14 protein-coding genes and 4 pseudogenes are annotated in these 12523 nt (G+C 68.5%); 11 read left to right on the top strand and 7 right to left on the bottom strand.

All coding sequences use genetic code 11. The features are described from left to right. Positions 1 to 134 precede the first annotated feature (134 nt). The 3 genes from ID554_RS25480 to tnpC all read right to left on the bottom strand — a co-directional run bounded on the left by ID554_RS25480 (position 135) and on the right by tnpC (position 4007). A complete protein-coding gene (locus ID554_RS25480) occupies positions 135 to 653 on the bottom strand; it encodes a reverse transcriptase domain-containing protein (protein WP_223884237.1) in 519 nt (172 codons plus the stop codon). 609 nt (positions 654 to 1262) lie between these two features. Next, entirely contained in the window at positions 1263 to 2105 is an 843-nt protein-coding gene (locus tag ID554_RS25475; RefSeq protein WP_396888414.1) for a transposase family protein, read from the bottom strand. 441 nt (positions 2106 to 2546) lie between these two features. Continuing rightward, positions 2547 to 4007 (bottom strand): IS66 family transposase, encoded by a 1461-nt coding sequence (gene tnpC, locus ID554_RS25470; protein WP_191088629.1) that lies wholly within the window; start codon positions 4005 to 4007, stop codon positions 2547 to 2549. Between the two features lie 432 nt (positions 4008 to 4439). Here tnpC and ID554_RS25465 point away from each other — a divergent pair, with 432 nt between their 5' ends. After that, entirely contained in the window at positions 4440 to 5177 is a 738-nt protein-coding gene (locus tag ID554_RS25465) for an SDR family NAD(P)-dependent oxidoreductase (protein ID WP_191088628.1), read from the top strand. Continuing rightward, the gene (locus ID554_RS25460; RefSeq protein WP_147333576.1) at positions 5155 to 5547 is read left to right on the top strand and encodes a hypothetical protein; all 393 of its coding nucleotides are present in this window, start codon (positions 5155 to 5157) and stop codon (positions 5545 to 5547) included. The genes ID554_RS25465 and ID554_RS25460 overlap by 23 nt, the downstream gene beginning before the upstream one ends. A 19-nt stretch (positions 5548 to 5566) precedes the next feature. Here ID554_RS25460 and ID554_RS25455 read toward each other — a convergent pair whose 3' ends face one another. After that, positions 5567 to 6088, bottom strand: coding sequence for a hypothetical protein (locus ID554_RS25455; protein WP_117230697.1), 522 nt, complete (start codon positions 6086 to 6088; stop codon positions 5567 to 5569). Positions 6089 to 6419: 331 nt separating this feature from the next. On the opposite strand from ID554_RS25455, the pseudogene ID554_RS31970 reads away from it, so the two are divergent. Continuing rightward, positions 6420 to 6611, top strand: a pseudogene (locus ID554_RS31970) (mycothiol transferase); the annotation flags it as partial. 17 nt (positions 6612 to 6628) lie between these two features. Here the strand turns inward: ID554_RS31970 and ID554_RS25445 are convergent. Further along, positions 6629 to 7081, bottom strand: a complete 453-nt coding sequence (locus ID554_RS25445) for a helix-turn-helix transcriptional regulator (RefSeq protein ID WP_158573833.1) — start codon at positions 7079 to 7081, stop codon at positions 6629 to 6631. Positions 7082 to 7264: 183 nt separating this feature from the next. Further along, positions 7265 to 7753: a hypothetical protein gene (locus ID554_RS25440; protein ID WP_117230700.1), complete on the bottom strand. Its 489-nt coding sequence runs from the start codon at positions 7751 to 7753 to the stop codon at positions 7265 to 7267. Between the two features lie 114 nt (positions 7754 to 7867). Between ID554_RS25440 and ID554_RS31965 the strand changes: the two are divergent. From ID554_RS31965 to ID554_RS25430, 3 genes and pseudogenes are all read left to right on the top strand, one after another. Continuing rightward, positions 7868 to 7943: pseudogene (locus ID554_RS31965) on the top strand (MOSC domain-containing protein); the annotation flags it as partial. A 109-nt stretch (positions 7944 to 8052) separates the two neighbouring features. Next, complete coding sequence (locus ID554_RS25435) at positions 8053 to 8664, top strand: YdeI/OmpD-associated family protein (protein ID WP_117230701.1); 612 nt, start codon at positions 8053 to 8055, stop codon at positions 8662 to 8664. Positions 8665 to 8811: 147 nt separating this feature from the next. Beyond that, on the top strand, positions 8812 to 9261 hold the full coding sequence (locus ID554_RS25430) for a YcxB family protein (RefSeq protein WP_396888568.1): 450 nt from the start codon (positions 8812 to 8814) through the stop codon (positions 9259 to 9261). Positions 9262 to 9371: 110 nt separating this feature from the next. Here ID554_RS25430 and ID554_RS25425 read toward each other — a convergent pair whose 3' ends face one another. Continuing rightward, positions 9372 to 9842: a hemerythrin domain-containing protein gene (locus ID554_RS25425; protein ID WP_117230703.1), complete on the bottom strand. Its 471-nt coding sequence runs from the start codon at positions 9840 to 9842 to the stop codon at positions 9372 to 9374. Between the two features lie 125 nt (positions 9843 to 9967). Here ID554_RS25425 and ID554_RS25420 point away from each other — a divergent pair. From ID554_RS25420 to ID554_RS25400, 5 genes and pseudogenes are all read left to right on the top strand, one after another. Further along, positions 9968 to 10196: pseudogene (locus tag ID554_RS25420) on the top strand (DNA polymerase beta superfamily protein); the annotation flags it as partial. Between the two features lie 83 nt (positions 10197 to 10279). Next, the gene (locus ID554_RS25415; RefSeq protein ID WP_117230704.1) at positions 10280 to 10858 is read left to right on the top strand and encodes a DsbA family protein; all 579 of its coding nucleotides are present in this window, start codon (positions 10280 to 10282) and stop codon (positions 10856 to 10858) included. Positions 10859 to 11113: 255 nt separating this feature from the next. Further along, positions 11114 to 11470, top strand: a complete 357-nt coding sequence (locus ID554_RS25410) for a VOC family protein (protein WP_117230705.1) — start codon at positions 11114 to 11116, stop codon at positions 11468 to 11470. A gap of 183 nt (positions 11471 to 11653) precedes the next feature. Next, a pseudogene (locus ID554_RS25405) lies at positions 11654 to 12086 on the top strand (hypothetical protein). A 47-nt stretch (positions 12087 to 12133) separates the two neighbouring features. After that, a complete protein-coding gene (locus tag ID554_RS25400; RefSeq protein ID WP_117230706.1) occupies positions 12134 to 12403 on the top strand; it encodes a hypothetical protein in 270 nt (89 codons plus the stop codon). The last annotated feature ends 120 nt before the right edge of the window (positions 12404 to 12523 follow it).

Raw genomic sequence — 12523 nt, 5'->3', positions numbered from 1 at the left:
ACGCGGAGTCCTCATGGTGTAGGTGATCTTGTGGTGAGAACTACCTACCGAGGACTCCGCGTCCTCTTCCAGCACCGTCCGATCTCAACAGTTTCGCCCGTGTCGCACCAATCAACACATTCGCGTCGCTGAGATCAGCTCACATACAGCATGACCCACGGGTGAGTCGTGTGACGCGCCACCGCCTTGAGCATCAAATCCCACCGCACGGAGTCGAAAAAGGCCTTGACGTCCAAATCGACGACCCAGTCCTTCTTGAAACACCGCTGCCGACACACCCGAATCGCATCAATCGGGGACCGTCCGGGACGATATCCGTAGGAGTCGTCGTGGAACACCTTCTCCACCTCCGGCTCCAACACCAGCACCGCCACCGTCTGCGCCACCCGGTCGACCACATTGGGAATGCCCAGAATCCTGACCCCACCCTTCTTCGGGATCTCCACCGCCCGGACCGGGCCGGGGAAATAGCTGCCCGACGACATACGGTTCCACAGCCGGTAGAGGTTGTCAGCCAACCTCGTTTCGAACTGTTCGATCGTCACTCCGTCGGCCCCGGCCGCTCCGCCATTACCTTTCACCTTCAACCACGCGGCCCAGATCAGCCGCTTTGGGATATCGTGCGACTTGCCTGTCAACCCTGGCTGACTCACGCGGTTCCTCCCTCACGGTTGACCGCACAAACCAGCCTGAACGACCCCGCCCCTTCGCTCCCCAACCCACTGCGATACGCAGGCGGTTCACAGCTACTACGGGCGAGTCCGCCAGCGGCCCCGCATCGGTACTCTGCTCCTCGCGGTCTCCTCCGCTTGGAGTCCTCCCTCTCGCCGCCGGTCAACCGACGGACAGTATCGGGGTCCGCCTTCACACGTTCCGTATGAGAGCCTGGACCGGGCTCATGCTGCCTATATGCCGGACACCACCTGGGCAGTAAGCGGATATCCCCCAGGCTCATCCCGAGACTCACCTCCGGCCTCGGTTCTGATGTCGTCTGACTGAGTTTCGACACGTCAACGACAGAGAACTCGACGTTCATCGCTCATCTTCCCGGTCCATACCTGACGCGATCACAGTCACGCCTTCTCCAACGACGCTCAGGACGACGGTCTTCAGCCAACGCCCCTCGTGGTGGTTTGAAGCCTGCTTCCGCAAGCCGGCTCCGGAGGGCCAAACAACCTCCATCTCCCATACAGCACCGCAGTCCACGAGACCGTCATCAATCTTTGCCTCGCTTTCCACGTTCGTGTTCACAAGAAGTTATCTCAACAAGATTCGGATAGGTATTTGTATTCGAAGTGGGTCAGGTGTAATGCGGCGGCGACGATGTCGCCGATTCGGCGTGGGCTGATGTTCGTGTGGCGGAGCGTCTTCCAGCGTCCGATCAGGATGGCGAAGCCGCGTTCGCCTTGCCATCGCAGGCCGCGGAGCAGTCGGTTGTAGGCGCGGTTGTCGGGCGCGAGGCGGCTGCCGTCGGTGGGCTGCTTGATCGGGGTCTTGATGCCGTGGCCTGTGCTTTCGTAGCCGGAGTCGGCCAGGGCGGGCAGGTCGAGTTCGGCGGCGGACCAGTTCAGGGCGGCGGTGATCCCGAGGTCGCGGGCGCAGCTGGTGTCGTGTAGATGCCCGGGCATCGCTTCCGAGGTCCAGATCGGCAGCCCGTCTGGACGCATGATCGCTTGGATGTTCGCGCCGAAGTCGCGGTGTTTTCCGGAGTACCAGGCGTCGATTACCTCGCCCTTGACCGACAGGGTGGTCTCGGTGAGCCGGTCGCAGTCGAACAGTTTGCCGTCGAGGATCACGTGGGACCAGCCGTCGGCGGCGGCCCGACGCAGAGCGGTGTGCAGGTCGGCCGCCTGGGCGGCGAGCACCGTGATGCCCTCGTCGCGGTAGCGGTACGCCGTCGCCCGGGAGATACCGAAGCCGGCTGCCAGCAAGGTCATGTCCTCACCCTTGCGGAACCACACGAGCACCATCAGGGCCTGGTAGAAGCAGGTCAACGCACGAGTGCCACGGCGAGTGCCGCAGGCCCGGCGCTGCACGTACAGCAGCCGCGCGAGATGCTGCACGAGTTCCCTCGGGACGTCGATCATGGCACGATAGGCAATCACGTGGAGCCCTCTCGAAGACGTGGATCTGTCGCAAGGACATGTCTATCGATGGCTCCACGCCTGTTTCCACTGCCGCCCGACTCGCCGCCTTCGCCCGTGTCGCGCCAATCAACCCATATGCGTTGCTGAGATCACCTCACTACGGGCGAGTCCGCCAGCGTCCCCGCATCGGTACTCTGCTCCTCGCGGTTTCCTCCGCTTGGAGTCCTCCCTCTCGCCGCCGGTCAACCGACGGACGGTATCGGGGTCCGCCTTCACACGTTCCGTATGAGAGCCTGGACCGGGCTCATGCTGCCTATATGCCGGACACCACCTGGGCAGTAAGCGGATATCCCCCAGGCTCATCCCGAGACTCACCTCCGTAAGCATTCAGGGCCACTCCATGACGTAGCCGTTGGTGGCAGTGTGTGATGGGTGGTGGCGGTCGTTGCTCGTGGTGGGTTAGCCGGGTGCCCAGGCGGGTGGTGTCCAGGGTCGGCCGAGGATGGCGTCGCGGATGGCGGTCATGACATCCGCGCCGTGTTTGGTCACTGTGGAGACGTAACCGCGGATGGCGTAGCGGTGTTCGGTGACCTTCTCGCTGGTGAGCCGTCCGGAGATCTTCTGCTGGGTCTTCGCGGGCCGTAGGTCGCGTTCGGCCTGGTTCGACGTGGGTGGGATGCGCAGGTCGGTGGTGAATCGCAGGATGTCGGCTTCTCGGTCGTGGAGGTCTTCCAGCAGTGCCCGGTGTTTCGGCTGTTTACGGCCGTCCACCCGGGCGACCTCCTTGAGCCCGATCCGCACGCCGTGCCGGTAGGCGTCGATCAGCGGGCCGGCGATGTGTTCGCCGATCGCGGGCAGGTTCTGTGCGCGGGCGAGGTTCGCGGCGTGGACGAGTCCCTGTAGCGCCTGGCGGATCTGGATCGGCCAGTGCGCGTCGGGGTAGGTCTCGGCGGCGTCCTGACAGTCGCGGATCAGGTGGGCTACGCAGAGTTGGTGGACCAGGTGGGCGAAGATCTTCGCGTCGTAGTTCTGGTAACGGTCGTGCACGACCACCCCGGTCAGGTCCGGCAGGACGAACACCTTGAACGTGTCGAGGCTGCGGTCACCGAGCAGGTACCAGGTGTAGAGGCGGGTGCAGGCGACCAGAAGGTACTTCTTGACCTTGCGGGCACCGACCCGGATCGGGGTCTCGTCGCAGGAGACCACATGCGCGAGGGCGATCAGCGTGCGGATGATCCGGTTCGACTCGGCCACCCCCGCCGCGGCCCGGCCGATCAACGCGTGGACGAACCCGTCCGACGGACGCGAGCCGGTCAACGCGGCGACCAGGTCAGCGCACCGGGCCACCGGAATCGCGTGCACCACCATCAGATAGACGCACCACGCCTGAAGATTCGGCCCGTACGAGACGCCTGCGTCCGGCACCCCCTCGGGGCGGGCCGCCACGTGCATCGCCCCGCACCCGCAGCGCACCGCGTGCCGATCATGCTGGGTGACCGTCGCCGTCATCACCGGCACATCGACCTGCTGATGCGAGGCGTAAACCCCCAGATCAGCCGCCGATGCCAGATCCGATCCGCATCCACACGGCCCGCCCGGAAAATGATCCACAATGCCGTCCGGAAACGGTGACCAGGACAGCTGCGCACCCGGCGCACCCCGCTGCTTACCCCGCGACCGCTTACCAGCACCGGCTGCCGGCACCGGCGTGGACACCTCCGCCGGCGGCGTCCGTCCCGGATCATCATCCTTCGACGGCGGCATCCCCGAGTTCCCACTGTTACGCGACACCAGGCGTTCCAACCGCGCGACCCGATCAGTCAACTCCCGGTTCGCCTGGGTCAACTGTTCCACCTGAACGATCAGCCGTCGCGTGAGTCCGATCAACTCCTCGCGCGACAACTCCTCCAAGCCCGGCACCCACCGATCACAACACATCGATCGCACCCGGCCGCGCATCGACACACCGTCAAGATCGACCCAGCCCGTCAATCACAGACAGCCACTCACGGCCACCACCCGGAGTGGCCCTGAATGTTTACTCACCTCCGGCCTCGGTTCTGATGTCGTCTGACTGAGTTTCGACACGTCAACGACAGAGAACTCGACGTTCATCGCTCATCTTCCCGGTCCATACCTGACGCGATCACAGTCACGCCTTTTCCAACGACGCTCAGGACGACGGTCTTCAGCCAACGCCCCTCGTGGTGGTTTGAAGCCTGCTTCCGCAAGCCGGCTCCGGAGGGCCAAACAACCTCCATCTCCCATACAGCACCGCAGTCCACGAGACCGTCATCAATCTTTGCCTCGCTTTCCACGTTCGTGTTCACAAGAGGTGCTTCACTGGCGGCCATGGAGCGCGTCGCCATTACCGGCGCGGCACGGGACACGGGTCGGCTTCTCGCCGAGGCGTTCGCCGAACGCGGTGCACAGGTCTTCCTGTCGGCCCGCGCCCTGGCGGCGGCACGGCAGGTCGCGGGCGCGATCAGCCGGCGGGGAGCAGGCGGGGCCGACGCGTTCCACTGCGACCTCGCCGTACCCGACTCGGTGCGCGGATTCGCCGCCGCCGTGGCCGACCGGACGAGCCATCTCGACGTACTCGTCAACAACGGCGCCCCGTACATCGACGGCGCCGACCTGGCAGACGCCACGGACGACACGATCGAGAGCGTGATGGCCGCAGGCGGCACCGGCACCGTGCTGCTGACCAAGCACCTGTTGCCCCTGCTGCGCGCGTCGGCACGGCCCGACGTCGTCAACATGATCTCCGCTTGTGGCGAGGTGGGCCACCGCCGGTCGGGCGCGCTCCCCGCGTTCTACGCGGCCAAGCACGCCCACGCCGGGCTCGCCGACATCCTGTCGCACCGGCTCCGGCCGGAAGGCATCCGGGTGATCTCCCTGTTCCCACCGGACTTCGTCCAGGACGGGCCCCGGCGGGCGGACAGCGACCTCACCGCACAGTCGGTCGTCGACTGCGTCATCTTCGCGGTCGGTCAACCACGGGACTGCTTCATCCGCGAGTTCCACTTCGAGCAGGTGATGTCACCGAGCGACAACAACGGCACGCATGATCAGTCATCTTCTCGCTGACGTGGCCGACACCCTGCACAGGACGACCCGGGTACGCGTCTTTGACCGGGCCGGGCCGGGCACGCCCACTCAGAAACGGCGCACCCGTCGTCCGGCCCTCGCTGACGAGCGCGCCCCGGAGGCGCTGATCCACCTGCGAGAAGCGCTGGCACCCCGACCGGACACCCAGGTCATGGACTGGATGGAGTGGCCCGTTCTCTGGCTCGAACTGCTCGGACCGGACGACGCGCGGTCGACCACGCCCGGTCTTCTGCATTGTGGCTGGCTCAGGTGGGGATCCGACGGCGATCTGGAGCTACGGAACCCGACGGCGATCGTGCAGTGGCTGACCCGATGGGCCCCGGCAGCAACGGCAGCCATCGCCGAGTGAGCCCGACCCTCCTGGGGCGTCACGGTCCCCGACGTAGTTCGCGGAGCACGCCGTGCCGGCGCAGGGCCCAGGCGAGGCGCCGTACGCTCGAATGCCGCACGAACAGCACCGTCGCCCGACGGATCAGGCCGAACCGGTTGTGGCTCACCTGGTTGTCGATCGCCTGCCAGATCAGCTCGCGCACCTGGACGCTGTCCAGCACCGCCCGCGCCTCGCGCCGTACCGTGGGATCCTCGGCCGCCGAAGCGATGGCCGCCGCCTGACCCGGTTGCTTGACCAGCGGTTGCACCGCCACGACGAGCGGTCGACGCACCTCGTCCTGCTCCAGCAGCAGCAACACCGCTTCCCGGATCTCCACCGTGTCCAGGCCGGACCGCAGCAGCCGCAACAGGCTGCGTTCCACCTCGTGGTCCTGATCCGCCACGGACAACCGGGCCAGCAACTGCGTCACCTCGTCGAGATCGACGAGGTGACGCACCCCGCTCCGGAACTCCGGCAGCTCCCACGCAACCTGTAGGGCCTTGACGAGATTGCGGTCCATGAGCAGTCCGCTACCCGGAGCCGACAGCCGCCGAAACCCCGAGATGTCGGGCCGTACGAACCAGCCCGGCCGGAGGCGCGCACCGTGCCGTCTGACGACTGACCGCGTACGCGCCGCTGCGGCGGTGATCGATGCGCGCCTAGGATCTGCTGCCATGACTGCCATCGATGGCGATGCCTGTGCTTCCGCTTTCGCCGCGCTACAGGACGACGGCTTCGTGGTGTTGCGGGGTGCGCTGTCCGATGCGGAGCTCGCCGCGGCTCGCGATCACGCGGACGACCTGCTGCGCGGGGTCGGCTGGAGCGACAACGACTTCGACGGCCGACGTACCCGCCGCGCGATCGCCGACAGCGACGCACACATCCGCGCGGCGCACGGCATCGACAGCCGCACCGCCCAACCGGTGGCTGACGAGCCGCGCACCCTGCGCTGGGTGCTCGCCCACATGACGAGCGAGACTGTCCGGCACGCCGGGCACGCCGACATCCTGCGGGAACTCGTCGACGGCGTCACCGGACGCTGACGCCGACGCCTCCGATGTCACTCGGGTACGCCGAGTGCCGCCGCAAGATGCTGGCGAGAGGTGATGTTCAGCTTGCGGTAGGCGCTGGTGAGGTGGATCTCGACAGTGCGGCGGGTGACGAAGAGTTGCTGAGCGATGTCGCGGTTCGTGGCGCCCCGCGCGGCCAACTGGGCGACACGGAGTTCCTGGGCGGTCAACGCCTCGGGTCCCGACAACGTGACACGGCGGGGGCGGGCGCCGGCGGCCAGCAGTTCGTCGGTCGCCCTGCTGGTCAGCGACTGTGCCCCGCAACGGCTGGCGTGGTGCAGGGCCTGGCGCAGTGGCTCCTGCGCGGCGGTGCGCTCGCCGTTGCGGCGCAGCGCCGCACCGTAGTCGACCAGGGCACGTGCGTGGTGGAGCCTCGCGGAGACGCCCTCAAGGATGGCCACGGCCTCCTGGAGCAGAGCGACACGTTCCGCGCCCTTCGCCACCGTGCCGGCCGTGTGGAGGGCGGTGCCGAACGCGCCGGGGATCCGAACCGCCGGGCCAGTCCGAGTTCCTCGGCGGCCAGGGCGCGAGCCTTGGCGGTGTCGCCCATCGCCAGATGGGCCTGCACCGTCTCGAAGCGCCAACCCGCGAAGGCCGGATTGGTGTACCCGGCGGCGGTGAGCGCGTCACCGCAGACGGTCAGGTCGGCGAGCGCGTCGGCCGGACGGTGCTGCTGGAGACGGAGTCGGGCTCTGGCGAGGTGGAAGAAGTGGGAGATCAACCAGTTCAACGGCAGGTGTGTTTCGAGGGCCCAGGCTAGTGAGTACGCCCTGGGCGGCGACGGTCTCACCACAGGCGACGAGCGCGTCCACGAGCACTGCGGCGGCCAGCGGTCGCTCCTCGGGTCTCTCCTGGTAGATCTCCATCGCCGTCTGGCCGTCGGCTTCGGCCTCCATCAGCTTGCCGACGTCGATCGCCGTGTGTGACCGGAGCACCGACAGGTAGCCGAAGGTGGTCAGGTCCCCACCCTGCCGAGCGGCGTCGATTCCCGTGCTGAGCAACTGCAGCGCCTGGTCGCTGCGTCCGCAGATGGCCAGTGCCGCACCGGCCAGGTTGACCAGCATGCCGAAGTCCTTGGCCGGTAAGGGACCGGTCGCGGCGGTGGTGTCCGCCACGCCTGTTCATAGGCCGCGAGCCAGCCGGTCACCTGCTTCCTGTCCACGGATGTCAGCTTGCCACCCGGCCGGGCGGCCAAAGGTGATGTCCGGGCAGCCGTTAGGTTGCCGCCCATGGGCAGAATCCCCGCTGTCAACCTGGCCGTGCCGGAGCGCAGCACCGCCAAACGGGTCGGCGTCACCGGAACTGTTGCCCGTACTGCTGAAGATCGAGGGTCTACCCGACGACCTGCGGGACGTCCTGGCCAGCCGCCTCGGCGCCTGAGACGGGCTCAGGGCCAAACGGCTAGCCTACCGACATGGCGAGCGCCGAACTGGATGAGTTGATCGTGGCGGACGCCGAGGAGTTGCGTGCGTGGTTGTCGGCCAACCATGCCACGTCGCCCGGTGTCTGGCTCGCCCTGACCAAGAAGGGCGGCACGGTCACCACGCTGACCTGGCAGCAGGCGGTCGACGAGGCACTGTACGTCGGGTGGATCGACGGGCAGGCCAGAAAGCGGGACGAGCACACCTCCTGCATCCGGTTCACTCCCCGCCGACCGCGCAGCATCTGGCCGCAACGCAACGTCGCACATGTGGCGCGGCTGGAGGAGCAGGGGCGGATGCTGCCCGCCGGGCGTGCCGCCGTGGAGGCCGCGAAGGCGGACGGGCGGTGGGCTGCCGCGTACGCGCCGTCCTCGGAGGCCGAGGTGCCCGACGACCTCCTCGCCGCGATCGCCGCCGAGCCCGCCGCCCAGGCCATGTTCGACGTGCTCACCAAGACCAACCGGTACGCGTTCGTGCACCGCCTCAACGCCGTGAAGCAGGCCCGGACCCGGGAACGGAAGATCGTCGAGTTCGTCGCGATGTTGGCCCGGCACGAGACCATCCCCCCGCAGAAGGCCAGGCCGCCGCAGTCGGCGTCCGGGTGACCGCCTGCCGCCGGTGACGGGCGGTCCGACCGGCGGGCGTGTGTACGACGCTGCCCACCAGGTAGGCAGGCGCACTATCGTTGCGGCGTGCTCATCCGTTTCGACATCCCCGCCGATCCCGCCTACCCCGGCCGCGTGGCCGCCGCGATGAGCAGTGACCAACTGCGCAGGTACGCCTGCGTCGGCGCGGTGCTGGCGACGATCGGCGTGATCGGTCTCGTCGTCTCGTGGGGGTCGTCGTGGGGCGAGCAGATCACGCCGCTGTGGATGGCGATGGCCGTCGGCGGTCTGCTGGCGATGCTGTACTGGCCGTGGGTGCAATGGCGCGCCCGGCGCCGCTCCGGCCGCTACGCCGTGGACGGCAGCTACGAGATCACCGACGACAACATCATGATGCGCAGCGGCTCGGAGTTCGGCGGCATCGCCTGGGAGGGTGTGTCCCGGGTGAAGGACACCCCGGAGTTCTGGGTCGTGTACGTCGACCGGATGCCGGCGACCGTGATCCCCCGCCGGCTGATGTCCGCCGAGGACGCCGAGACGTTACGGGCCTTCATGGCCGCCCGCAGGCTGCTTCAGGACAATGCGCGTCGACGCTGAGCCGGTCCTTCGCGAGAGGCCCCACCCGCGATCGTCGAGCGAGCCCGTCCGCCGTAGCGGGAAAACAGACGATCACGTGCGGAGATCGGGCCGTCAGCCCATGCCCGAGCTCAAAGGGGGCCCAGGACCTCGTCGGGTGAGGCGTCCAGGGAGAGTGTCTCCAGCACCTGGAGCAGTTGACGCTCCTCGTACCGGAAATGGCTCTCCATGATCGCGGCGACACCCTCCAGGTGCCGATCAAGCTCGGCGACCGGCGCGGACCGGTCGATGGCGGCCTGCAGGCCGCCGAGCAGGTGCGCGATCATCGAGTGATCCTGGCGGAGCCGGCGCAGCACGGGTGCCAGCTCCGGGTGGGCCGCCTCGATCGCCGGGAACAGGGTGTCGTCCTCGCCCCGATGGTGCCCGTCGAGTGCGGCGCAGAACCCGTGGCAGTAGAGCAGCAGGTCACGGGTGGCCGCCTCGCCGGATGTCCCGTCGGCGACCGCGCTGCGGACGAGGTCGAGCGCATGGCGCAGGCGGGTGTGGACCTGGCGAAGCTCGTAGCTCCAGGCGACGAGCCTGGTCGTCTCGCGCTCAGTCACGCGAAGACGAAGGATGCGACGTGAACACCGTCGGCCTCCCTCGGTAGGGCGCCTCCATGCCTGACACGGTCTGCCACCGGCACGCGACGCTCACCGGAGCTTAGTTCATGGGTAGCCTGCCCGTCGTGATCGAGTTCGTCGAACGGCACACCGTCCTCGCGGTCGTGGTCGGGTCGCGGGCGTACGGGCTGCACGGCCCGGACTCCGACCACGACCGGCGCGGGGTGTTCGTGGCGCCCACCCGCGCGTTCTGGCAGCTGGACAAGCCCCCCCCCCACCCACCTGGACGGACCGGCCGAGGAGCAGTTCTCCTGGGAGATCGAGCGTCTCTGCGTCCTGGCCCTGCAGGGCAGTCTGCCCTTCTTATATAAACGTCACTTCGCGTGGTGCAGGTCACACCGGAGGCCGACCCGCACGGTGGGCGTTACCCTCGGGCGGTGGACGCCACCTTCTTCTTCGATCCCGCCTGCCCGTGGACCTGGCGCACGTCGCGCTGGCTGGTCGCCGCCGCCGAAGCCCGTGACCTGCGCATCGAGTGGCGGGCGTTCAGCCTGAGCATCCTCAGCGGCGGTCAGGCCCCACTGGAGCACGCCGAAGCGATGGCGGCGTCGAGCCGCGCACTGCGGCTGGTGGAAGCGCTGCGCGCGGAGGGACGCCACGAGGACGCCGGCCGCTTCTACACCGAACTGGGCACCCGTACCCACGACGCCGGCAACCCGCCCAGCGACAAGCTGGTCGCGGAGGCCGTGACGGCAGCCGGTCTCGACGACATGGCCGCCGCGCTGGACGACGACCGCTGGGACGCCGAGGTGCACACCTCGCACGCGCTGGCGTTCGGCTCGGCCGGGCCGGACATCGGCTCGCCGGTGCTGATGGTCCCCGGCGCCGACCGGGGTCTGCACGGCCCGATCCTCACCGAGGTCCCCGACCTCGACGACACCCTGCTGCTCTGGGACAGCCTGCTCCCCCTGTTCCGCATGTCGGCCTTCCACGAGGTCAAGCGCGGCCGCCGCTGACCTCTCCCCCGCCGCACACCCACCTCGCCGCCCCGCGCCGCTCGGTCCCCCCGGGCGGCGCGGCCACTGTGCGGAACCTGCCTTCCCGCCCTGGTCGCCCCCCGCCACGTCGATCATGGCCTTGTGGCACCCGAGATGTCCGGACACTCCGCATCGACGGTGATCTCAACTCCATGATCGGCGTGCCAGGGCGGGCAGCGGCGGACATGGCGGGGCGGGGTGCGCGCGGGCGGGGTTGGGGGCAGGATCGGTGGCATGCTCGCGCGCTTCAAGGACCTCTGTCTCGACGCCGCCGACGCCCGTGCCCTGGGCGGGTTCTGGGCCGGCATCCTCGGCGGATGCCTGGTCGACACCGGGGACGGTGACGGCAGGGTCGACCCGCCGACGGAGCGGTCCTCGGCCGAGGCGATCTGGATCAACCGGGTGCCGGAGCCACGAAGCGTCAAGACCCGCGTACACCTTGATCTGTGGCTGGCCGAGCCGCAGCCGACGGCGCTGCTGGCGGCCGGGGCGCGGATCGTCCGCAAGCCCGACTCGGAGATCGACTGGTGGGTGCTGGCCGACCCGGAGGGCAACGAATTCTGTGCGTTCGCGCCGCGTCCCACCACTTGAGTGATACCGGCTGACCGACGGGTCGACTAGCGTGGCACCTGCCGTGCCGTCAGCGCGTACGCCGTCGCCGCCGTTACGCCACCGGCCCACGCCGATCCGCCGATCGGTGGGTTCTCGCGGGAACACCCCGTCACCGGTCCACCGGTTGGGCAGGATCGTCCCCAACGAGGAGGTGCCGCCGTGGTGCAGGACACCCGCGCGATCGCCCTGACGTTCGAGGTGAGCGGCCTGCCACCGGTCAAGACCGAAGGCGCTGTCCATCTTCGCTGCCGGCCACCGGCAGGCGACGAGGGTCCGCGCTCTGCTCCAGGCCGCCTGCGAGGCGGCGCAGAAGACCGGCTGGACCCCGTTGTCCGGCCCGATCGAGGTGGACCTGACGCTGCGGTGCCCGCCCGGGCACCGCACCTCCGACGCCAGCACCCTGCTGGGCGGGGTGTGTGCGGTGTTGCAGGACAAGAAGCGGGTGACCAGCATCGGCCTGGCCCACCTCGGTGTCCTGGTCGACGTCGCCCTCTACGACGACGACAAGCAGATCCGCCGGTTGTCCTACATGGAGGAACCGGGCGAGGACTTCTCGTACCAGGTCCGCGTCGCCGCGGTACCGAACGTGGTTTGACGGACGGTCGCGGTCGGGTACCGCAGCCGCCGACGAAGGGAGCACCGATGTCGGAGCCACATGTCACGCTGGAACCTCGTGACCCGGTCCAGGAGAAACTGCGCGGGCCCTTGGAGCAGCAGCTGACATCGGCACTCCAGGTCGCCGCCGACCGGATCCGGGACTCCTACACCGGCGAGCCGGTGGAGCAGGTCTGCCAGCGGCTGCTCGACGAGACCCGGGCCGGTCTGCACCCGGACATCGCCGCGGGCTTCCAGCCCGACATGGACGAGTTCTGCCGGGTCGCCGTCGCCATCGTGCGCGGCGAGACCACCTGAGCCGGGCTCGACGACGGCACGGGTCAGGACCGGACCCGCACGCTCCGGCCCTGACCCGTCCGGCGTGGGCAGCGCACCACCCGGCCGACGCCGAGCGCTGACTCGATCGGACCGGCCGAC

This window comes from Micromonospora craniellae, assembly GCF_014764405.1.
In the GTDB taxonomy this organism is placed as follows: domain Bacteria; phylum Actinomycetota; class Actinomycetes; order Mycobacteriales; family Micromonosporaceae; genus Micromonospora; species Micromonospora craniellae.
This window is presented reverse-complemented; position numbering and strand designations above follow the sequence as displayed.